Source organism: Mesorhizobium sp. WSM3862, assembly GCF_002294985.1.
Classification (GTDB): Bacteria; Pseudomonadota; Alphaproteobacteria; order Rhizobiales; family Rhizobiaceae; genus Mesorhizobium.
In genome coordinates, this window is record NZ_NSGE01000007.1 from 259,317 (window position 1) to 280,174 (window position 20,858).

Sequence of the window (20,858 nt, forward strand, 5' to 3'; positions counted from 1 at the left end):
GGGCGGCACGGGATCTTCTGTTTAACAACTAAGCCTAATGAGCTGACAGAGCTTAGAAAAAACCCTTCCGCTGCCACCAGCCGGCACGCTTCGGCTTTTCTTCGGTCTTGGCTTCCTCGCTGACGTTGGACGAAACGACGGGGACAGCCGGCGTGTCGATCGACTGCGGTTTGCGCCGCGTCGGATGGGCATTGACCTGCGCTTCGGCCTCGGTCGGAGCAGCAGCGGCCGCTGCCAGCTCCGGTTCGGCGGCCGCAGGTTCAGCGGGAAGTTCCGCCGCCCGCTCGGGCGCTTTCTCGGAGACGGTTTCCTCGACAGCCTTCTTCGATCGCGGTGCACGGCGAGGCTTCTTCGGCTTCTCCGTTTCCGCAACATCGTCATTGTCGGGCGAGGGTGCGGCCTGCTCTTCGGCTGCAGCGACCGGCGGGGCGCCTTCGGGAGCTTCGACTTCCGCTTCTTCGCCTTCGAAACCATCGCCGGCATCGGCATCGGCAGGGATTTCGCCTTCCTCGCGGCGATTGCGCTTGCCGCCGCGCTTGCCGCGACGGCGCTTCTTGCCCTGCCCCTCTTCGCTCGCTTCGGCGTCGGCCGGAGCTTCGGCCGTTACCTCGGCTGCTGCTTCGCCAGCAATCGTGCCGGCGTCCGCAGGTGCGGGGGCCGAGACGGCATCGCCATGGCCTTGATGCTCGCGGTCGCGATCCTTGCCGCCGCGCCGCCGACGGCGTTTGCGGCGCTTGCGGCCGCCTTCGCCGTCCTCGGACCGCTGCGGATGCTGTCCCTGCTGTGGATGGCGCGGCTGTTCGGCCTGGACCGATACCTCCTCTTCCTCCTCGACGACGATCTCGTCCTCGGGTTCTTCCGGCTCGACATAGGTCGGCAGGCTGCGCACCTCGACGAAGCCTTCCGGCTTCTCAGCCACCGCGCCGCGGAAGATCGCGTAGTGTTGCGCGCCCAGCGTCTCGTCGGCTTCGAGCGTGATGCTCAGGCCGAACCGGGCCTCGAGCTCGACCAGATTGGCGCGCTTGTGGTTGAGCACATAAAGCGCGGTCGCCGCCGGCGTGCGCACTGTGATGTGGCTGCGCGAATCCTTGAGCAGGAATTCCTCGATTGCCCGCACCACCATCAGCGCCACCGAGGAGTCCGATCTCACATGGCCCGTGCCGCCGCAATGCGGGCAGGGCTTCATCGTCGATTCCAGCACGCTGGCACGGATGCGCTGGCGCGACATCTCCATCAGGCCGAAATGCGAGATGCGACCGACCTGGATGCGGGCGCGATCGTTCTTGAGGTGATCCTTCAGCCGCTTCTCGACCGCGCGGTTGTTGCGGTTCTCCTCCATGTCGATGAAGTCGATGACGATCAGGCCGGCAAGGTCGCGCAGCCTGAGCTGCCGCGCGACTTCCTCGGCGGCCTCCAGATTGGTGTGGAGCGCGGTGTCCTCGATCGAATGCTCCTTGGTGGAGCGGCCGGAGTTGACGTCGATCGAGACCAGCGCCTCGGTCTGGTTGATGATGATGTAGCCGCCGCTCTTCAGCGTCACTTGCGGCTGCAGCATCCGGTCGAGCTGCGCCTCGATGCCGTTGCGCACGAAGATCGGCGTGGTGTCGCGGTAGGGCTGCACCACCTTGGCATGGCTCGGCATCAGCATGCGCATGAAGTCCTTGGCCTCGCGGTAGCCGTCCTCGCCGGAGACCAGGATCTCGTCGATATCCTTGTTGTAGAGGTCGCGAACCGAGCGCTTGATCAGGCTGCCTTCCTCATAGACCAGGGCAGGGGCCGTGGACTGCAGCGTGAGATTGCGGACATTCTCCCAAAGCCGCATCAGATATTCGTAGTCGCGCTTGATCTCGGCCTTGGTGCGGCTTTCGCCGGCGGTGCGCAGGATGACTCCCATGCCCTGCGGCACCTCGAGATCGGCGACGACCTCCTTCAGCCGCTTGCGGTCCTGGGCATTGGTGATCTTGCGCGAGATGCCGCCGCCGCGCGCCGTGTTCGGCATCAAGACCGAATAGCGGCCGGCGAGCGACAGATAGGTGGTCAGCGCCGCGCCCTTGTTGCCGCGCTCTTCCTTGACGACCTGGACCAGCAGGATCTGGCGGCGCTTGATGACTTCCTGGATCTTGTACTGGCGGCGCACCGGCTTGCGGCGGTTGCGAACCTCTTCAAGCGCATCCTCGGCGCCGACCGATTCGATTTCGTGTTCGTCCGAATGTGCGGACGAAACTTCTTCGAGCATGCCGCGATCATCGTCGCTGGGAGCGGCTTCCTCGGCCGGAGCGACCTCGCTGGTCGATTCGGCCTGCACCGGTTCCGAAATCACATCCGCATCGATGCTCGCGGCGATCGAAGTGGGGCCGCTCTCGGAAGGCTGGCGATTCTCGCTGTCGGTCGCATCGGCTTCTTCGGTGTCGCTGCCGGCTTCGGGGGCCTTGTTCTCCTCTTCGCCGGCTGCCTCGGCTACGGTCTCAACGGTTTCGGAGCCTTCGGTGGCTTCGGTCGAGGTATCGGCCGCATCGCCGGGCTCATCAGCGGAAGCGCTGGAAGCTGCGACCTCATCGGCGCTTTCGCCGCCTTCGTCGGCACCGGCAGCATCGGAACCGCGCTTTTGCTCGGCCCGGTCGCGGTTCTTGCCGCCGCGCCGGCGGTTGCGGCGGCCGCCGCGATCGCGCGCCTGCTGTTCCTCGCCGGTCTCGGCCTCCTCGTCCTCTTCGTCGTCCGCCTCCTGCGCTTCGGCGCGCAGCAGGGCCTGACGGTCGGCGACCGGGATCTGGTAATAGTCGGGGTGAATTTCACTGAAGGCGAGAAAACCGTGACGGTTGCCGCCATATTCGACAAAGGCTGCCTGAAGGGAAGGTTCGACGCGGGTTACGCGGGCGAGATAGATGTTTCCTTTGAGCTGCTTCTTGTCCTGGGATTCAAAGTCGAATTCTTCGATGCGGTTACCGCGAACGACAACAACGCGTGTTTCCTCCGGGTGGGAGGCGTCTATCAGCATCTTGTTGGGCATTATTTCGTTTCCTCCCGGCAGCCATCAGCCGCAGCTGGCGAGGCAGACCCCGCCGCTGTGTGCCTGGATTTGTGTGGCTGCCGGATATTTGAATGTCCGCCGGCCGGAGCTTGAGCGCGATGGCGGTGCCGCCCGCAGCCACAATGGCGCGGTTCGATGCGGACCTTTCCATGATTGCGCTTGAAGCCATCGGCACCCAGCAGAACCTTTTGAACCAAAGCCCGGGCTTGGCCGGACCAGCTTGTTTGCTCGCACAGAGCCGGCGCGGGAGATCCCGGCCGTTTTCATCGCGCAAGCGATTCCCCCGCCACGGGAGCACGCCTGCGAAAATCGTCGCGATCATCTGAAACCCGGAAGCGCCTTGCACATCTTACCCTGGCGGGAAGCTGCAGGGCGGGCGGTTCCAGGATTGCAGTGATCCAATGTCGCTTTTATGATTTGGCGGGTTGGAAGGCAACCCCGATTTCGGATGCCGGCAAAAAGCGCTTCCGCAGGGGAAGGTGGCGCTCCACCTGCTGCATGAAAGGCTTGGTTAACCTTCTCTGGATACCAATCGTTAATCGGGTTGGCCGCCAGACAGGCCGTTCTGCCAAACAGGCCGGCGCGAGGCGCCTAACGGGGAGCGACTGGAATAGAGATGGGACTGGCAGGCACCGCAGACAAGGAGCGTGGCGCCGCCGGATATCTGCGGCTCATGGCAAGGACTGTTTTCCTGCTGGTGATCCTGCTTGGCGCGACCGCCGCCTCGCGGGCCGACGGGTTGCTTGGCGCCACCGGCTACAAGATGGCCGGCGACGCGACCAAGATGCGCATCGTCGTGACCTTCGACCGAGAACCGGACGTGAAGTGGTTCCTGCTGCGCGGTCCCAGCCGCCTTGTCGTCGACCTGCCGCGCACGCGATTCGCCCTCAACGCCAAGGACGTGAAGCCGCGCGGGCTGGTGCGCGCCGTTCGCTACGGCGATCAGGGCAAAGGCTCGCGGCTGATCCTGACCGGCAAGGGACCGTTTGCCGTCGACAAGCTCGAGGTGCTGAAGAATGACGATGGCAGCGGCTATCGCGTCGCCATCGACATGTCGGCCGCATCGGAAAGAGAATTCGACGAGGCTTTGGCCAACCAATCGCTGACCACCGGCTCGACCGTTTCTACCGACAAGGGCGGCCGTGTCGGCACAGGGCCGATTTCGGCGCCTGGGCACCGCTTCACAGTGGTCATCGATCCGGGTCATGGCGGCGTCGACGGCGGCGCGGAGAGCGCCGGCGGCACGGTCGAGAAGAACGTCACGCTCGCCTTTGCGACCGAACTACGTGACAAGCTGGCCGCGGTCGGCAGCTATGATGTCTATATGACACGGGACAGTGACGTGTACCTGCCGCTCGACGAGCGCGTGCGCATCGCCCGCCAGCACGAAGCCGATCTCTTGATCTCCATCCATGCCGATACGATCGCCGTCAGAGGTCTCCGCGGCGCCACGGTCTACACGCTCTCGGACAAGGCTTCCGATCCCGAGGCTCAGGCGCTCGCCGATCGTGAAAACCTCTCCGACCAGTTCGCCGGCCTAAAGATCGAGGACGACAATAAGGAGGTCACCGACATCCTGATCGACCTGATCCGCCGCGAGACCCACGGCTTTTCGATGAGCTTTGCGCACACGCTGGTCGGCCAGTTGTCGACCAGCGTCGGTCTGATCAACAATCCGCAGCGCTCGGCCGGCTTCAAGGTGCTGAAGGCGCCCGACGTGCCCTCGGTTCTGGTCGAGCTTGGTTACCTCTCCAACAGCAAGGACGAGGCGCAATTGCTCAGCGCCGACTGGCGCGGCAAGGCGGCTCAGAGCATAACCAATGCCGTTGCCCTGTTTGCCGCGGCGAAAGCGGGAGCCAGGGCTGGGGGCTGACGGGGGCCGAACCCGCCCACAACCTTGAGCCGTCCTACAACCGCAAGCAGCGTTGCGCGACGACAACACGTGGCGTTATTATTTGGCGGACGGAGTTCCTGAAACTTCGTGCTGCCGTATTTTGTCCACATGGTCGCGACAATGGGTTTCCATTGCGGATTGGGACCGCCCCTGAAGCTTGCGCGACTGTCGGCTTCGTTTAGGAAATCCCGGACCTCGGACTGGAGCGGGCATGATTCGTCTCATCGGCTATTTCTTCGGCATCGGCACGACGCTGGCGCTGCTGGTCGCTGCGGGCCTTGCCATCTACATCGGCCATCTGACGAAGGATCTGCCCGACTACGAGGTTCTGGCCAAATATGAGCCGCCGGTGACGACGCGCATCCATGCCTCGGATGGCTCGCTGATGGCCGAATATGCTCGCGAGCGGCGCCTTTATCTGCCGATCCAGGCGATCCCGGACCGCGTCAAGGCTGCCTTCATGTCGGCCGAGGACAAGAACTTCTATAACCATCCCGGCATCGACATCACCGGCCTCGGCCGCGCCATCATCGTCAATCTGCAGAACTTCGGCTCGGGCAGGCGTCAGGTCGGCGCCTCGACGATCACGCAGCAGGTTGCAAAGAACTTCCTGCTGACCTCCGACCAGACCTATGAGCGCAAGATCAAGGAGATGATCCTGGCCTTCCGCATCGAGCAGGCCTATTCGAAGGACCGCATCCTCGAGCTCTATCTCAACGAGATCTTCTTCGGCTTCGGCGCCTATGGCGTTGCCGGCGCTGCGCTGACCTATTTCGACAAGTCGGTCAACGAACTCACCGTCGCTGAAGCCGCTTACCTTGCTTCGCTGCCCAAGGGCCCCAACAACTATCATCCCTTCAAGCATGCCGACCGGGCGATCGAGCGCCGCAATTGGGTCATCGACCAGATGGTCGAGAACGGCTACGTCACGCGCGAGGAGGGCGACAAGGCCAAGGCCGAGCCGCTCGGCGTGAAGCCGCGCCGCAACGGCTCCTACCTGTTCGCGGGCGAGTATTTCACCGAGGAGGTGCGCCGCCAGATCATCGCTCGCTACGGCGAGAATGCGCTCTATGAGGGCGGCCTGTCGGTGCGCACCACGCTCGATCCGAAAATCCAGCTCATTGCCCGCAAGGCGATGCAGAACGGATTGCTGAAATACGACACGCTGCGCGGCTATCGCGGACCGGTGACCCATATCGACGTTTCCGGCGACTGGGGCGTGCCGCTCGGCGCGGTCAAGGGGCTGGAGGACGTGCCGGAGTGGACGCTCGCCGCCGTGCTCGACAGTTCTGCCGACGGGCTGACGATCGGCATTCAGCCGGCGCGCCAGGTCTCCGGCGACCTCGTCAAGGACCGCGTCGAAGGAACAGTCAGCAAGGACGACATGGGCTTCGCCATGCGCCATTTCGTCAACGGCAAGTCGGTCCGGGCGAAATCTCCGGCGGAAGTGCTTGAACCCGGCGACGTCATCTTCGTGCAGAAGAACGAGGGCTCCGACAACGCCTATAGCCTGCGCCAGGTGCCCGAGGTCGAAGGCGGCCTGGTTGCCATGGATCCGCATACCGGGCGTGTGTTGGCCATGGTCGGCGGCTTCTCCTACGCGCAGTCGGAGTTCAACCGCGCTACCCAGGCGATGCGCCAGCCGGGCTCCTCGTTCAAGCCGATCGTCTATTCGGCGGCGCTCGACAACGGCTACACGCCGGCTTCCGTGATCATGGACGGGCCGATCACCATCCAGAGCGGCAACACGACCTGGACGCCGAAGAACTATGACGGCACGGCCGCCGGCCCGGCCACATTGCGCTCGGGCATCGAGAAGTCGCGCAACCTGATGACGGTGCGGCTGGCCAACGACATGGGCATGAAGCTGGTCGTCGAATATGCCGAGCGCTTCGGCGTCTACGATCATCTTGCGCCCTATCTGCCGATGGCCCTGGGCTCCGGCGAGACGACGGTCATGCGCATGGTGTCGGCCTATTCGATCATGGCCAATGGCGGCAAGTCGATCAAACCGTCGCTGATCGACCGCATCCAGGATCGCTACGGCAAGACCGTGTTCAAGCAGGACGAACGCGGCTGCGAGGGCTGCAACGCCGCCGAATGGAAGAACCAGCCCGAGCCGGAACTGGTCGACAATTCCGAGCAGGTGCTCGATCCGATGACCGCCTATCAGATCACCTCAATGATGGAGGGCGTGGTGCAGCGCGGCACCGGCGCCACCATCGCCGAGCTCGGCCGCCATATCGCCGGCAAGACCGGAACCACCAATGACGAGAAGGACGCCTGGTTCATCGGCTTCACCCCGAACCTCGTCGTCGGCCTCTATATGGGCTACGATACGCCGCGCGGCCTGGGCAAGGGCGCCACGGGTGGTGGCCTCGCCGCGCCGATCTTCAAGGACTTCATGCGCGTCGCGCTCGACGGCACGCCCAATGTCGACTTCCAGGTTCCGGAAGGCATGAAGCTGATCGCCATCAACCGCAAGACCGGCATGCGCGCGGCCGAAGGCGACCCCAACACCATCATCGAGGCGTTCAAGCCCGGCACCGGCCCGGCCGACAGCTATTGGGTCATCGGCATGGGCGCGGACGGCTCCAATGGTGCCGGCGGCGCGCTGTCGCCGCAGGCCAATCAGGCCATCCAGGACGGCGGCGGCGGCCTTTACTGACTTCCCCAGGTTTCGAATGGGCCGGCAGCTTAACGCCGGGCCCATTTCGCTTTACAGGCGCCGGTGCCGTGCCTATGTATCGCGCCGATTCCGAAAAGAACGACAAGTACAGGACAGAACGAAGAGCCATGCGCGCGGAAACGCAGAACATTGTCGACGAGATCAGGCAGGCGATAACCCTGCTGAGGAGGCATCTTTGACTGGGATCCGGCCCTCAAGCGGCTTGAATATCTGAACTCGCGCGCGGAGGATTCCAGCCTCTGGAACGACCCCGCGGAAGCGCAGAAGCTGATGCGGGAGCGCCAGAGCCTCGATGAGGGGATCGCGGCGGTCAAAGGGCTGACCCAGGCGCTCGAGGACAATATCGGCCTGATCGAACTCGGCGAGGAAGAGGGCGACGAGGGCGTCGTCGCGGAAGCCGAAGCGGCGCTGCGTTCGATGCAGGGCGAGGCCAAGGCCCGTCAGGTCGAGACCCTGCTGTCGGGCGAGGCGGACGCCAACGACACCTATCTTGAAATCCATGCCGGCGCCGGCGGCACCGAGAGCCAGGACTGGGCATCGATGCTCTTGCGGATGTATACGCGCTGGGCCGAGCGGCGCCGCTTCAAGGTCGAGGTGCTGGAAGTCCATGAAGGCGAAGAGGCCGGCATCAAGTCGGCCACCGTGCTTATCAAGGGGCATAACGCCTATGGCTGGCTGAAGACGGAATCCGGCGTTCACCGCCTGGTGCGCATCTCGCCTTACGACAGCAATGCGCGCCGCCATACCTCCTTCGCCAGCGTCTGGGTCTATCCCGTCATCGACGACACGATCGAGATCAACGTTTCGGAATCCGACGTGCGCATCGACACCTACCGTTCGTCCGGGTCGGGCGGCCAGCACGTCAACACCACCGACTCGGCGGTGCGTATCACCCACCTCGCGACCGGCATCGCAGTTGCTTGCCAAGCCGAACGCTCGCAGCACAAAAACCGGGCCAAGGCTTGGGAGATGCTGCGCTCGCGGCTCTACGAGGAAGAGCTGAAAAAGCGCGAGGCCGTGGCGAACGCCACCGAGGCGTCGAAGAGCGATATCGGCTGGGGCCACCAGATCCGTTCTTACGTCCTCCAGCCCTATCAGCTGGTGAAGGATCTGCGCACCGGCGTCGAAAACACCAGCCCGTCAAGCGTGCTCGACGGCGATCTCGACGAATTCATGGAGGCCTCGCTGTCGCATCGCATCGAGGGCGGTGCAGGTGAGGCGGTGGCGGACCTCGACTAGGTATTCCGAAAACTTTCCGCCGGGTGGCGGCTGGCAGGGGGTGAGACCTTGGCAAATCCGGAAAAGGCAGGTGCTCGTACGCTTGCCGGGCAATGCTTCTGCGGCACCGTCCGCTACGAGGTGACCGATGAATTCGCCTACGCGGTGAATTGCCATTGCTCGAACTGCCGCCGTACCACAGGGTCGGCTTTCAAGCCCATTGCCGGCATCGCGCGCGACAAGTTTCATCTCACCGCGGGCGACGACAGGCTGCTGATCTATGGCGATGCCGGCGGCCACGACGCGCATTGCGGGCAGTGCGGCTCCCTGCTCTACTCCTTGGTGCGGGAGGGTGCCTACGTCCATGTTGCCATGGGGACCCTGACGGGCGATCCGAGCATTCGCCCAAGTGCACATATCTTCGTCGGTTCCAAGGCGCAATGGTTCACGATTACGGACGACCTGCCGCAATATCGTGAACATGTCACCGGCTGACGGTCGGAACTTCCGTCGGCAGAATTTCGTTCTTAGGCACCCCTGGTCGCAGGCTTGTCGTAGTTATTGTTAACCAAGTCGGCGCACCCTTTTCTGCGGCCGCTGCTGAACCCCGGTGCGATTCCGAGGGCACGCCCAGTTCTTGCGCCGGCCAAGGAATCAGCCCAGCATTCGGGCTGGGTATAGAAGCATGTATGGCCGGACGCGGCATATCTGCGACTGACGATCCGGCCACTGGGAAGACACGTTCCGGGAACGGGCAAGCGACAAAACGCTTGATGCTCGAAAGGAACGCTTCGATGTCTGCTGCCAAGTCAAGATCGGCCCGAGCCGTTCGCCCGGCCGGCCGGCTCCTGTTTTCCCTGTTCGCCACCTTCGGGACCATGATGCTGACCGCTACTGCCGTCGCGCACGACGCCAAACCTACGGCGGTGCTTCCGCAAGCCTGGAGCTATCCCTTTGCCTGCTGCGCCAACTACGACTGCAAGGAGGTGCCACAGACATCGATCGGCGAGCGGCCGGAAGGCTATGTGATAAAAGGCACGGGCGAGGTGGTCGCCTACAGCGACAAGCGGGTCAAGGATTCGCCTGATGGCGAATATCACTGGTGCGCGCACCAGGCCGGATTGGACGCCGGCAAGACCATCTGCCTGTTCGTGCCGCCGCCCTCTTACTAGGATTGCCGCGGCCAGGCAGTGCCGAAAGCATGTGAGCCTCTCGACCGGGCGCTACTGCGCCTGCTGACGAACGGTTGTCAGGACGACGTCTTTATGTTGCCTTGCTGCCACGGAAGTTCCGCGGCGTCTTCCGCACGGAACTGTGCGGGGCGGGCGGCGGACAACGGAGAGATCCATGATCATCAAGGGAAGCTGCCACTGCAAGGCCACGACTTTCGAAGTCTCCGAGGCGCCGCAGACGGTGACGCAATGCACCTGCTCATTCTGCTCCAAGCGCGGGTCGCTCTGGGCCTATTACGTCCCGTCGCAATTCAAGCTCACCAGCCCGCCTGAGAACGTCTCCTTCTACCGCTGGGGCTCGAAAACTATAAAGCATGGTTTCTGCTCGACCTGCGGCTGCGGCACCTTCACCGAAACGCCGGACTGGTCGACGGGCCAGCCCGACTTCGACAACCCGAGGATCAGCGTCAACTCTCGCCTGTTCGACGACTTCGACCTGGACAGCGTCGAAGTGGTGGTGATCGACGGCAAGAACCTCTGGTAGCTTTGCCGTTCCGCTTTTTGCCGCAATTCATGGTACAACGCGTGCGGAAGGGCTGATTTGGCGCGGCTGCAACGGCCGCGATTTGGAGAGGGACAATCTTATGAAGAAGACCGTGCTCGTCGCCGTGGCGACGGCTGTGCTCGTGAGCGCCTGCACCACCACCGATCCGTATACCGGCGACCAGAAGATCTCCAACACCGCGGCCGGCGCCGGCCTCGGCGCGTTGGCGGGTGCCAGCCTTGGTCTGCTGGCCGGCGGCAACGACCGCCGCAACGCGCTGATCGGTGCGGGCATCGGCGCCCTTGCCGGCGGCGCGATCGGCGCGACGATGGACCAGAACGAGGCCGAGCTTCGCCGTCAGCTGCAGGGCACCGGCGTCAGCGTCACCCGCAGCGGCGACCAGATCATTCTCAACATGCCGTCCGACATCACCTTCAACGTCGACCAGGACGCGGTGAAGCCGGGCTTCTATCCGGTGCTGAACTCGGTGGCGCTGGTGCTGAACAAGTTCCGCCAGACGACCGTCGACGTCTTCGGCCACACCGACTCGACTGGCGGCGACGAGCACAATTTCGACCTGTCGCAGCGCCGTGCGCTGGCCGTCGCCAACTACCTGTCGGGCCAGGGCGTCGATTCCCGCCGCTTCGCCGTCACCGGCTTCGGCAAGACACGTCCGGTTGCTTCCAACGCGACGGCTGCCGGTCGCGCCCAGAACCGTCGCGTCGAGATCCAGCTGTCGCCGCTGACCTGATAGAAGCTGCTGCCAGGAGAACTACTCTACTATGCAAAACGGCCCCGCGAGGGCCGTTTTGTTTGACCTCGAGATGGGTCAACGCGTAGGGGCGTTAGCTAGTTCTAATTGATGCCTTTCCATCGCCTTGGAAAGGACTAGCATCGACGCTGTCCAGCGGGGATGAGGCGGTACAACGGCCGCGCAATCAGCATTTTTCCGCCTCGGTCTTGCACGGCCAGTTCAAGAATCTGGGAGGAATGCATGACAAGAACGACTCGTCTTGGGCGCTGCGGCGTCCTCGTTTTGACTGGCCTCTTGGGCGGCGCATGGGTTGGAGCCGCCACGGCCCGGGCCGAAGACGCCAACAAGGCCGACATCGAAGCTCTGAAAAAATCGCTGGCCAAATATGAGGACTACACGGCCGCCGTCCGCGACCTCTATCTGTCGACCGTTGGCTGCGTCTACTACTCGGGCGAGAAGATTCCGGGCACGATGGAATATCCGAAGGGCGCCATGGGCATCCATTTCGTCAACGTTCCGAGCGTCGGCCAGAAGCTCGACCCGATGAAGCCCAACGTGCTCATTTACGAACCGACCAAGAAAGGCTTGAAGCTGGTCGCCGTAGAATGGCTGGTGCCCTTGACGCCGGATGTCAAGGAACCACCGAGCCTATTCGGCCAGAAATTCATGGGTCCGATGGAGGGGCATTATCCGCTCATCCCGAAGGAGTTCGTCCATTACGATCTTCACGCCTGGCTGTTCAGGGACAATCCGAACGGCATGTTCAGCCCGACGAACCCGAAGGTGAAATGCAGCGACGCCGAGTTTCCGATGCTGGAGAAGCCGACCAAGATGATGCCCGGGCCGATGTAAGCGGCAGCAGGACAATCCCGGCAAAGCGCTTGTATCCTTCGAGCGAAACGGCAGTAGAGGAACGGCCCCATTCGGGGCCGCCTCGTTGTTGCCGACGCGGTATTGAGGTCAGACCTTCGCGACGATGCGCATGAAGGCGGGCACGTCATCGCCGAAGCCGACGGTCGCGTCGTCCTCTTCATGGCGGTGGCGGCCAGGGCGGCTGTGGTCGCGCTGAGGACGGGAAGCCCCGCGCTGCTCGTTGCGGTTGTCGGAACCCTTGCGGTCGTTCTCGGAACGGATCGCATCCTTGCGGGCGCGGCGCTCGGCAATATCGGCAATCTCGGCCACCGGCTGCTCTTCGCGTGGTGTCTCCGGCGTCTCGTCGTCGCTGTGCCTGGCGTGGCGGTCCGCGCTTTTCTTGCGCTCGCCACGGCTCTTGCGGTCCTCGTCCTTGCGACCGGCGCGCCGCGGCCACGGCGAGGCGCTTCTTCGCCTTCGCTCTCGGCGACCGTTGACAGGTCGCCGTCATGCCATTCGATCTTGGCGCCAATCAGCTTTTCGATGGCGTCGACATATTTGGTGTCGGAGCGCGTCGCGATGGTGAAGGATTTTCCGGAGCGGCCGGCCCGGCCGGTGCGCCCGATACGGTGGACATAATCCTCTGCATGGATCGGCACGTCGTAATTGAAGACGTGGCTGACGTCTGGAATATCGAGGCCGCGGGCGGCGACGTCCGAGGCGACGAGGTAGCGCAGCTTGCCATCGCGGAAATTGGCAAGCATCTGCATGCGGGCGCGCTGATCCATGTCGCCATGCAGCGCGCCGGCGTCGAAATCATGCTTCAGCAGCGAGCGGAAAAGCTCCGACACTTCGACCTTGCGGTTGCAGAAGATGATGGCGTTCTTCAGATCGGACTCTTCGGCCCGCATGAGATTGCGAAGCGTCTCGCGCTTGTCCCACGGCTTGGAGCCTGACTTCACCAGGCGCTGCGTGATGCTGGTCGCGGTGGACGCGGCTCTGGATACCTCGACGCGCACCGGCGCATGCAGGAATTTTTCGGTGAGCTTGGTGATTTCCGGCGGCATGGTCGCCGAGAAGAACAGGGTCTGGCGCGTGAACGGGATCATCTCGCAGATGCGCTCGATATCCGGGATGAAGCCCATATCGAGCATGCGGTCGGCCTCGTCGATGACGAGGATCTCGACGCCGTTGAGCAAGAGCTTGCCGCGCTCGCGGTGGTCGAGCAGCCGGCCGGGCGTGGCGATCAGCACATCGGCGCCGCGCTCCAGTTTTTTGTCCTGCTCCTCGAAGGAGACGCCGCCGATCAGCAGCGCGATGTTGAGCTTGTGGTTCTTGCCGTATTTGACGAAGTTTTCCTCGACCTGGGCGGCGAGTTCGCGTGTCGGCTCGAGGATCAGCGTGCGCGGCATGCGGGCACGCGCACGGCCCTTTTCCAGCCGGGTCAGCATCGGCAGCACGAAGGAAGCGGTCTTGCCGGTGCCTGTCTGGGCAATGCCCAACACATCCTTGCCAAGCAGCGCATGCGGAATGGCGCCGGACTGGATCGGGGTAGGCTTGGTGTAGCCGGCATCGGTGACTGCGGAGAGGACCTTCGGCGACAGGCCGAGGTCTGTGAACGTCAACGCTTCTTGAGCGGTCTGAGTGTCTGCGGACAAGTTGTGGCTGTCTTTGGCTGGTTCGGGAAAAATCGCAACACGCGTTGCGGCGGGCGCCGCGCGCCTGCAAGATCGGGTTGCAGTTAGGCGCAAGTCCGCGATTTGTCAACAGAAACGGCCGGGAATCCGGCGGATTGTGAACACGTAACCTTAATTGCGATGCTTAATCGGGGTTATTGTCTTCTACCGGCTCAATAGCGGAATTGCTCGGCAAGAATACGCTCGTTCCATGAATGATTGGGATCGAACAGCAACGTCGCCGTCGCGGTCGGCGATTCCCGCACCGTGACAGAGGCGATCGCCTTGACCTCGGTGTGGTCGGCGGCGGCGTTCACCGGGCGCTTTTCCGACTCCAATATGTCGAAGCGCACGATCGCTTTGTTGGAGAGCAGCGCGCCGCGCCAGCGCCGGGGCCGGAAGGGACTCACTGGCGTCAACGCCAAAAGCGGCGCGTCGAGCGGTAGGATCGGCCCGTGCGCCGACAGATTGTAGGCTGTCGAACCAGCGGGTGTCGCGATCATGACGCCGTCGCAGTTCAATTCCTCCAGCCGCACCTGCTCGTCGACGGTGATGCGTATTTTCGCGGTCTGATAGGATTGGCGCCAAAGCGCCACTTCGTTGATCGCCAGCGCCGAGATCGTTTCGCCCTCGTGAGTCACCGCCTGCATTTCCAGTGGGCGGATCGTCTCGGATACCGCTTTCGAAATGCGTTCATCGAGGCCGCCGGCGCGATATTCGTTCATCAGGAAGCCGATGGTGCCACGGTTCATCCCGTAGACCTTCTTGCCCGTGCTCATCGTGTCGCGCAGCGTCTGCAGCAGGAAGCCGTCACCGCCGAGCGCGATGATGATCTCCGCCTCGGCGACTGGTATTTGCCCATAGCGCGCCGACAAGGTTTCCAGCGCCGCGCGGGCGTCGTCGGTGTCGGAAGAGACGAAGGCGAAACGGCTGGTTTCTTTGCTCATGGATCCCGAACGGCGACCGCTACCGCCTGCCGGTCGCGCAGGCGACGGCGTAGCATGCGCCGACCGCATCTGCAAAGGGCGGTGCGCCCCGCCATGCCGATAGGCGTTGGCGCTCGCGCTTCGTGACAGCCATGCAACGAATGTGATGGCTGCAATGGTTAAGACCAGGCTTAAACACTCGTAAAGCCGGATCGATCATGTTAGCCGGCAGTGGATGGGTTGGCGGGGGCTGGCCAGTCGAGAGACCTATCTATTGCCAGTGACGCGTCTGATCATAGTCTTCCTGATGATGGGAAGTTTCGCCCTCATCTTCGCCGAGCTTGTGCGCCACTCGGAGGAGATGAGCCAGCGGCCACATCCGACGGCCTCCCGCTGCGGCGACGCCGCCGGGATGCCCTGTCCGCAAAGGGCGCTTTAAAGCGCTAGCGGTTCTGCAGCAGGTGACAGCCCGCCTGCCGCTTCTGCGCAAGATACTCGTCGATCAACTGGCGGTAGCGCACCTTGCCGAAGCTCGGGAAATGGCCGCCATGCACGACCGAGACGTCGAGGTCGCGCATGGCAAGCAGCGTCTCGACATAGTCGCCGATATCGGAGTGGTAGACGTCGTCGATCAGCGGCCCGTCATAGACGATGTCGCCGGACAAGAGGATGCGGGTCTTTCGCTCGTAGAGCGCGATGCCGCCGGGGGAGTGGCCAGGCGTGTGGATGACCTCGAAGGCACGATCGCCGAGATCGACAAGGTCGCCCTGCTCAAGCAGCCGGTTGGCCGGCGCAGGCGGGATGCGGTAGCTGGCCGTATCCCATCCGTCGGGCATGCCGTCGAACATCTCGTCTGTCGCGTAGCGGTCGGCGACCGTCCACTCGTTGCGCGGATCGGCGAGGATCTGGGCTTCAGCCGAATGCACGCAGCGATCCGGAAATTCGTGGTGGCAGCCGATGTGGTCGAAATGCGTGTGGCTGGCGACGCAGACAAGCTTGCGTTCGGTGACCAGCGGCACATGGCGCCGCAGGCTGAAATGGCCGAGGCCGGTATCGAACAAAAGATCGCCGTCGCGGCCGCGCACATGCCAGATGTTGCAGCGAAAGAACGGCTTTATCCATGGCTCATGGATGAGCGTGACGTCGTCGCTCATGCGGATGCTCTCGTACCAGTCCGGAGCCTCGATGACCGGAAGCATGCTCATTGGATCAGTCCGCCAGCAGGATGATGTCTTGAGCGTCGCATGAAACCGCGACCGTGTCGCCGGCCTGGACGGTCGCGGGAGCTGGTGCCTTGGCGATGAACTGCAATGCAGGATCCTGCGCCGAGGTGGCGAGCACCCGCTTGAAGCTCCCTTGGAAGACGACGTCGCTCACTCTGGCGGTGCCGAGCGCAACGTCGCCTTTCGCTCCCGCAAGGATGAGGTGCTCGGGCCGGATGGCAAGCGCCACAGCCGCGCCAGCCGGCGCCGTGCCGGGCAGCGAGATCGGCCCGAGCCTGGTCGCCACTGCGACGCGTCCATCCTGTGTTTCGCCGGCTTTGCCGGCAAGAATCGTGCTTTCGCCCATGAAGGTCGCCGAGAAGCGAGTCTTCGGCCGCGCATAGACTCGCTCGGGCGGTCCTTCGTCCTCGATGCGCCCATCATTCATCACCACGCAATGGCCGGCCAGGGCCATCGCTTCTTCCTGGTCGTGCGTGACATGGACGAAAGCGGTGCCGACCCGCTTCTGGATCGCTTTCAACTCGTCCTGCATCTGCCGGCGCAGCTTAAGATCCAGCGCGCCGAGCGGCTCGTCGAGCAACAGCACCGCCGGCTCGATGACCAGCGCACGCGCCAACGCCACGCGCTGGCGCTGGCCACCGGAGAGCTGGTGCGGCTTCTTGTCGAAGGAGTCTGCAAGCCCGACGAGGGCGAGCGCTTCGCGTGCCTTTGCCGTCCGCGTCGCGCCATCGACGCCCTGCATGCGCAGCCCGAAGCCGACATTCTTACCGACGCTCATATGCGGGAACAGCGCGTAGTCCTGGAAGACGGTCGTCGTCGGGCGCTTGGCCGGCGGCACGGCGGTGCAATCCGCGCCGCGAATGAACACCTTGCCTTCGCTGGGGGTGACGAAGCCGCCAAGGATCGAAAGCAGCGTCGTCTTGCCGGAGCCGGACGGGCCGAGGAGGATCGTGTAGCTGCCGGGCTCGATCGCGAGCGAGACGTTCTTCAAAACGGGAAGGTGGCCGAAACGATGCGAGACGTTGCGGATGTCGACCAATGGGGCGCTCATGCCGGCTTTCTCCGCAGCAGGGTCAATTCGAACAGCACCACGAGCACAATGGAAACCGCAAAGACCAGCGAGCCGACGGCATTGGTCTTGGGATTGAGGCCGGAGCGCAAGAGGTTCCAGATCTCGACCGGGAGCGTCGTCTCGAATCGGGTGAGCAGGAAGGAGATGACGAACTCGTCCCAGGAGAAGGTCATCGACAGGAAGAAGCCGGCGAAGATCGCCGGCGCCATGACCGGCACCGTGATCATCAGCAGCACCTTCCATTCGGGAGCGCCGAGGTCGCGCGCGGCGCGCTCGATGTTGATCTGGTGGTCGCCCATCTGGCTGTAGATGATGGCGAAGCAGAGCGGCAGGTTGATCACCACATGACCGATGCCGGCGGCGATGAGCGATTTCGGCACGCCGGCCCAGTTGAACAGCACCAGCAGCCCCATGCCGATGATCAGATAGCTGACGGTGAGCGGCAGCGTGATCAGCCCGCGCAGCAGGGCCGAGCCCGGCAGCACGAAGCGCGCGAAACCCCAGGCGGAAAGGAAGCCGAGCGTGACGGATGCGAGCGAGGACAGCACCGCCACCAGCAGCGAATTGACCAGCGCGGAGGTGAGGCGTGCATCGGACAGCACCGCCTGGTACCAGCGCAGCGACGGGCCGGTGAAAGGCGGGATGGGGAAAGAGGTCGCCTGCAGCGAGAACAGTATCAGCACGACCACCGGCAAGAAGATGAAGCCGTAGACGGCGATCGCGTAGAGCCAGGCAGCGAGGCGGACGGCAGCACGCATGGTCAAGCCCGCTCGATCTTCAGCCAGCGGGCGCAGGCGAGATAGGCGACGGTGACGACGGCCATCAGGATGATCGAAAGCGCCGAGGCCAGCGGAAAATCGCCGCGCCGGCCGATCTGCATCATGACCAGTTGCGGCATGAGCAGCTCGTTGTTGCCGCCGAGGATCTGCGGCGTGATGTAGTCGCCGATGCAGAGTACGAAGGTGAGGAAAGCCCCGACCATGATACCGGGCAGGGTCAGCGGCAGCACGACATGCAGGAAGGTCCGCACCGGCCCGGCACCGAGGTCGGCGGCCGCTTTGCGATAGCTCGGGCTGAGTTGTTTCAGATTGGCGAAGATGGTGAGCGTCAGCAGCATGACGAAGAAGTGGACGAAGCCGGTGACGGTAGCGAACCGAGTGTTCGCAAGCTGCAGCGGCTCCGCGATCAAGCCGATGCCGGTGAGCGCCCGATTGATGACGCCGTTCTGCGCCAGCACGAGCAGCCAGGAATAGGAGCGCACGACGTAAGACGTCCAGAACGGCAGCACGGCGAGCATCAGTGCCAATCGCTGCCAGCGCTCCGGTACTTGTTCGGCGAGGATCCAGGCGAATGGGTAGGCGAGCGCGATCGAAATCACGGTGACGATTGCGGTCACCTGCAGCGAGTTCACCATCGCCCGCCAGTAGGATGGATCGGTGAAGAACTGGCTGTAATTGGTCAAAGTGAAGCCGCCGCCTTCATGCGCCGTCAGGCTCGACAATCCCATGGCAACGAAGGGCAGCACGAAGAACAGAAGCGTCCAAGCCAGCGCCGGCGTGACCAGCGCCCAGGGCAGGGCACGCGGGCTACCTCCGGAACCGCTCATCGGCCGATTACTGTGCCTGCAGCATTTCGGTCCACATGTCCTGCATCTTCTTGTCGAGATCGGCGTTCGGCGCCGGATAGGCCTGGGCGCGGGCGAGAAAGCCGGGCTGCTCGTCGAAGCGCAGGATCTTCTTCTGCTCGTCGGTGAGCGCTGCCTTCTTGTTGGACGGCATGCCCCAGTAGCAGGAGGAGGTGGCAAGGCGCGCCTGGCCTTCCGGGCTCAGAATGTACTGAATGAATTTTAGCGCCATGTCCTTGTTCTTGGAATCCTTGAACATGGCAAGCGATTGCGACCACAGCACCGCGCCTTCCTTGGGGATCGAGAAGTCGAGCGCCGGGTTTTCCTTGGCGAGCCCCGCAGTCACCCACTCGCCGCCGCCGACAAGGACGTCCACCTCGCCGGTCGCAAGCGCGGTCTGGCTGGCGGTGACTTCCCCGACCAGCTTGGCGTTGGCCTTCATCTTGAGCAGCTCGGCCTTGAGAGCGGGCAGGTCTGCCTCGGTGAGGTCGGCGGTCTTCTTGCCGATCGCCAGAGCCGCCATGCCGATGACCGGCAGGTAATAGTCGTAGATCGCGATCTTGCCCTTGTATTTGTCGCTGGTCAGCGAAGCCAGCGACTGCATGTCGGCCGGATCGACCTTGGTCTTGTTGAAGCCGATCGTGTTGTAGCCAAACTTTTCGGTGATGCCGTAGCGCTTGCCGTCGACCACGGTGGACTTGTCCATCTTCACTTCCGGAAAGAGGTCGGCGAAAGGCAGCTTGTCCTCCGGCAGCGGCTCGAACAGGCCTTTCTCGACACCGCGCGGTACGTCGATGGAATCGATCACCATCACGTCCCAATCGCCCGGCTGCGACTGATCGACGATCGCGAGCCCTGCGCCTGTGCCCTCGAATTCCTTGACGTTGACCTTGACGTTGTTGGCCTCCTCGAAGGGCTGCAGCAGCGCCGGATCGGAGTGGTCGCACCAGATCAGCGCGTTGAGATCGGCGGCCTGAGCGCCGCCAGCGGCGAGCAGTGCCACAGCAGCGCAGGCGGCTCCGAGACGGGACTTCAGGCTGGAAAGCGGATTCCGGACAGTCATCGAGTGTTCTCCCTGCCTTGCTGGCTTGTTGAGGAAAAGTTGAACCAATTCTAAAATTGAGTCAATTATGATTTTGTGGCAGAGAGGCCGATATGAGCGGATTGCGCGCACGGCAGAAGGCGGACAGGCACCGCCGCATCATCGATGCGGCGACGGAGCTTTTCCGTGAGGCCGGCTATGAAGGCGCCAAGATCGAGGCCATAGCTGCGCAGGCAGAGGTCTCGATCGGCACAATCTACAATTACTACCAGAACAAGGGTGACATCCTCGGCGCCATCGTGGCTATGGAGGTCAACGAGGTGCTGAATGCTGGGCAAGGCGTGGTCGGCAGCCCGCCGGCCGATGTCGGCGACGCGCTCGACAGGCTGATCGGCATCTATATCGAGCACTCGCTCAATTACCTGAGCAAGGAGATGTGGCGGCAGGCGATGGCAATCTCGACCCAATTGCCCGACAGCCCGTTCGGCCAAGCCTATACCGCGCTCGACCGCGCCTTGACCGAACAGATCCGGGCGCTCATCGCCCGCCTGCAGGAGATCGGCCTGGTGCGGTCAGACATCGATGGCCCGGCGGTGGGCGAGCTGATCTTCAACAACATGAACATGATGTTCATCGAGTTCGTGAAGCGCGACGAGGCGAAAATCCCGGAGCTGCGCGCGGCGATAAGGCGGCAGAACCGGATCTTGGTGGCTGCGATCGGCGTATAGAAGATCAAGAGCGAGCAGGTAGAGGGCTTTCAGCAAAGCGTCGCGGCCGAACGTACTCACTGACGGTTGATCAGCCACAGAATGGTCGAGAGAACGACACTGATCAGAATTCCCGTGGTGATGGGAACGTAGAGCCTGAAATTCTCGCGCTCGATCACGATATCACCGGGCAACCTGCCGAGGCCGATCCTGGTTACCCATGGCCACAGCAGGCCAGCGGCAACTATGCTGAGGCCAATGACGATCAGAGTTCGCGACATGGCAGCACCTGCCGGAAATAGCGCATTGCCAAAATATAGTGATGCTCGAAAGCTGGCAGAGCGAAGGATGGTGCCCCCGGCAGGGATCGAACCCGCGACCTTCGGTTTACAAAACCGCTGCTCTACCAGCTGAGCTACAAGGGCACGGCGCTCCGG

General features: G+C 63.2%; 18 protein-coding genes, 1 tRNA gene and 1 pseudogene. 10 read left to right on the top strand and 10 right to left on the bottom strand.

Translation table 11 applies throughout. From position 1 onward, the window contains the following. Window positions 1–52: 52 nt before the first annotated feature. Window positions 53–3,007 carry an Rne/Rng family ribonuclease gene (locus CK224_RS22580; RefSeq protein WP_095783279.1) on the bottom strand — a complete coding sequence of 985 codons (2,955 nt, stop codon included), beginning with the start codon at window positions 3,005–3,007 and terminating at the stop codon, window positions 53–55. Window positions 3,008–3,099: 92 nt separating this feature from the next. Between CK224_RS22580 and CK224_RS31670 the strand changes: the two genes are divergently transcribed. From CK224_RS31670 to CK224_RS22630, 9 genes are all read left to right on the top strand, one after another. Then, window positions 3,100–3,354, top strand: coding sequence for a hypothetical protein (locus CK224_RS31670; RefSeq protein ID WP_066989511.1), 255 nt, complete (start codon window positions 3,100–3,102; stop codon window positions 3,352–3,354). Window positions 3,355–3,644: 290 nt separating this feature from the next. Next, entirely contained in the window at window positions 3,645–4,901 is a 1,257-nt protein-coding gene (locus tag CK224_RS22590; RefSeq protein ID WP_095783280.1) for an N-acetylmuramoyl-L-alanine amidase, read from the top strand. Window positions 4,902–5,133: 232 nt separating this feature from the next. Continuing rightward, window positions 5,134–7,590: a penicillin-binding protein 1A gene (locus CK224_RS22595; protein ID WP_095783281.1), complete on the top strand. Its 2,457-nt coding sequence runs from the start codon at window positions 5,134–5,136 to the stop codon at window positions 7,588–7,590. Between the two features lie 128 nt (window positions 7,591–7,718). Then, window positions 7,719–8,850, top strand: a protein-coding gene (gene prfB, locus CK224_RS22605) for a peptide chain release factor 2 (protein ID WP_127246966.1) whose coding sequence is annotated in 2 segments (ribosomal slippage) — window positions 7,719–7,784 and window positions 7,786–8,850 — 1,131 coding nt in all. Because the reading frame shifts where the segments join, the coding sequence is not laid out codon by codon here. Window positions 8,851–8,898: 48 nt separating this feature from the next. Then, the gene (locus CK224_RS22610; protein WP_095778679.1) at window positions 8,899–9,324 is read left to right on the top strand and encodes a GFA family protein; all 426 of its coding nucleotides are present in this window, start codon (window positions 8,899–8,901) and stop codon (window positions 9,322–9,324) included. 299 nt (window positions 9,325–9,623) lie between these two features. Next, window positions 9,624–10,001 (top strand): hypothetical protein, encoded by a 378-nt coding sequence (locus tag CK224_RS22615; RefSeq protein ID WP_066989898.1) that lies wholly within the window; start codon window positions 9,624–9,626, stop codon window positions 9,999–10,001. Between the two features lie 175 nt (window positions 10,002–10,176). Continuing rightward, window positions 10,177–10,545: a GFA family protein gene (locus CK224_RS22620; RefSeq protein ID WP_095783283.1), complete on the top strand. Its 369-nt coding sequence runs from the start codon at window positions 10,177–10,179 to the stop codon at window positions 10,543–10,545. A gap of 100 nt (window positions 10,546–10,645) precedes the next feature. Then, the gene (locus CK224_RS22625; protein ID WP_095783284.1) at window positions 10,646–11,296 is read left to right on the top strand and encodes an OmpA family protein; all 651 of its coding nucleotides are present in this window, start codon (window positions 10,646–10,648) and stop codon (window positions 11,294–11,296) included. 243 nt (window positions 11,297–11,539) lie between these two features. After that, on the top strand, window positions 11,540–12,151 hold the full coding sequence (locus CK224_RS22630; RefSeq protein ID WP_095783285.1) for a hypothetical protein: 612 nt from the start codon (window positions 11,540–11,542) through the stop codon (window positions 12,149–12,151). Window positions 12,152–12,259: 108 nt separating this feature from the next. Here the strand turns inward: CK224_RS22630 and CK224_RS22635 are convergent. The 7 genes and pseudogenes from CK224_RS22635 to CK224_RS22670 all read right to left on the bottom strand — a co-directional run bounded on the left by CK224_RS22635 (window position 12,260) and on the right by CK224_RS22670 (window position 19,735). After that, window positions 12,260–13,809 (bottom strand): annotated as a pseudogene (locus tag CK224_RS22635) (DEAD/DEAH box helicase). Window positions 13,810–14,000: 191 nt separating this feature from the next. Next, a complete protein-coding gene (locus CK224_RS22640) occupies window positions 14,001–14,774 on the bottom strand; it encodes an NAD kinase (RefSeq protein WP_067321550.1) in 774 nt (257 codons plus the stop codon). 422 nt (window positions 14,775–15,196) lie between these two features. Beyond that, complete coding sequence (locus CK224_RS22650; protein WP_095783287.1) at window positions 15,197–15,958, bottom strand: MBL fold metallo-hydrolase; 762 nt, start codon at window positions 15,956–15,958, stop codon at window positions 15,197–15,199. 4 nt (window positions 15,959–15,962) lie between these two features. Then, entirely contained in the window at window positions 15,963–17,027 is a 1,065-nt protein-coding gene (locus CK224_RS22655; protein ID WP_095783288.1) for an ABC transporter ATP-binding protein, read from the bottom strand. Next, the gene (locus tag CK224_RS22660; RefSeq protein WP_095783289.1) at window positions 17,024–17,806 is read right to left on the bottom strand and encodes an ABC transporter permease; all 783 of its coding nucleotides are present in this window, start codon (window positions 17,804–17,806) and stop codon (window positions 17,024–17,026) included. The genes CK224_RS22655 and CK224_RS22660 overlap by 4 nt, the downstream gene beginning before the upstream one ends. Window positions 17,807–17,808: 2 nt before the next feature. Beyond that, window positions 17,809–18,654, bottom strand: a complete 846-nt coding sequence (locus tag CK224_RS22665; protein WP_095783290.1) for an ABC transporter permease — start codon at window positions 18,652–18,654, stop codon at window positions 17,809–17,811. A 7-nt stretch (window positions 18,655–18,661) separates the two neighbouring features. Next, the gene (locus CK224_RS22670; protein ID WP_095783291.1) at window positions 18,662–19,735 is read right to left on the bottom strand and encodes a spermidine/putrescine ABC transporter substrate-binding protein; all 1,074 of its coding nucleotides are present in this window, start codon (window positions 19,733–19,735) and stop codon (window positions 18,662–18,664) included. 92 nt (window positions 19,736–19,827) lie between these two features. Here CK224_RS22670 and CK224_RS22675 point away from each other — a divergent pair, with 92 nt between their 5' ends. Continuing rightward, on the top strand, window positions 19,828–20,442 hold the full coding sequence (locus CK224_RS22675; RefSeq protein WP_066989542.1) for a TetR/AcrR family transcriptional regulator: 615 nt from the start codon (window positions 19,828–19,830) through the stop codon (window positions 20,440–20,442). A 56-nt stretch (window positions 20,443–20,498) separates the two neighbouring features. Here the strand turns inward: CK224_RS22675 and CK224_RS22680 are convergent, their stop codons facing one another. Together CK224_RS22680 and CK224_RS22685 are read right to left on the bottom strand one after the other, a co-directional pair. Next, window positions 20,499–20,702: a DUF2905 domain-containing protein gene (locus CK224_RS22680; RefSeq protein ID WP_067321527.1), complete on the bottom strand. Its 204-nt coding sequence runs from the start codon at window positions 20,700–20,702 to the stop codon at window positions 20,499–20,501. A gap of 68 nt (window positions 20,703–20,770) precedes the next feature. Next, window positions 20,771–20,846: transfer RNA gene (locus CK224_RS22685), tRNA-Thr, on the bottom strand. Window positions 20,847–20,858: the final 12 nt, after the last annotated feature.

What these genes read in the sequence shown, in the direction of transcription:
- CK224_RS22580 (WP_095783279.1), bottom strand. Translation starts at nt 3,007, where the DNA reads ATGCCCAACAAGATGCTGATAGACGCCTCCCACCCGGAGGAAACACGC.
- CK224_RS31670 (WP_066989511.1), top strand. Translation starts at nt 3,100, where the DNA reads ATGTCCGCCGGCCGGAGCTTGAGCGCGATGGCGGTGCCGCCCGCAGCC.
- CK224_RS22590 (WP_095783280.1), top strand. Translation starts at nt 3,645, where the DNA reads ATGGGACTGGCAGGCACCGCAGACAAGGAGCGTGGCGCCGCCGGATAT.
- CK224_RS22595 (WP_095783281.1), top strand. Translation starts at nt 5,134, where the DNA reads ATGATTCGTCTCATCGGCTATTTCTTCGGCATCGGCACGACGCTGGCG.
- CK224_RS22615 (WP_066989898.1), top strand. Translation starts at nt 9,624, where the DNA reads ATGTCTGCTGCCAAGTCAAGATCGGCCCGAGCCGTTCGCCCGGCCGGC.
- CK224_RS22620 (WP_095783283.1), top strand. Translation starts at nt 10,177, where the DNA reads ATGATCATCAAGGGAAGCTGCCACTGCAAGGCCACGACTTTCGAAGTC.
- CK224_RS22625 (WP_095783284.1), top strand. Translation starts at nt 10,646, where the DNA reads ATGAAGAAGACCGTGCTCGTCGCCGTGGCGACGGCTGTGCTCGTGAGC.
- CK224_RS22630 (WP_095783285.1), top strand. Translation starts at nt 11,540, where the DNA reads ATGACAAGAACGACTCGTCTTGGGCGCTGCGGCGTCCTCGTTTTGACT.
- CK224_RS22640 (WP_067321550.1), bottom strand. Translation starts at nt 14,774, where the DNA reads ATGAGCAAAGAAACCAGCCGTTTCGCCTTCGTCTCTTCCGACACCGAC.
- CK224_RS22650 (WP_095783287.1), bottom strand. Translation starts at nt 15,958, where the DNA reads ATGAGCATGCTTCCGGTCATCGAGGCTCCGGACTGGTACGAGAGCATC.
- CK224_RS22655 (WP_095783288.1), bottom strand. Translation starts at nt 17,027, where the DNA reads ATGAGCGCCCCATTGGTCGACATCCGCAACGTCTCGCATCGTTTCGGC.
- CK224_RS22660 (WP_095783289.1), bottom strand. Translation starts at nt 17,806, where the DNA reads ATGCGTGCTGCCGTCCGCCTCGCTGCCTGGCTCTACGCGATCGCCGTC.
- CK224_RS22665 (WP_095783290.1), bottom strand. Translation starts at nt 18,654, where the DNA reads ATGAGCGGTTCCGGAGGTAGCCCGCGTGCCCTGCCCTGGGCGCTGGTC.
- CK224_RS22670 (WP_095783291.1), bottom strand. Translation starts at nt 19,735, where the DNA reads ATGACTGTCCGGAATCCGCTTTCCAGCCTGAAGTCCCGTCTCGGAGCC.
- CK224_RS22675 (WP_066989542.1), top strand. Translation starts at nt 19,828, where the DNA reads ATGAGCGGATTGCGCGCACGGCAGAAGGCGGACAGGCACCGCCGCATC.
- CK224_RS22680 (WP_067321527.1), bottom strand. Translation starts at nt 20,702, where the DNA reads ATGTCGCGAACTCTGATCGTCATTGGCCTCAGCATAGTTGCCGCTGGC.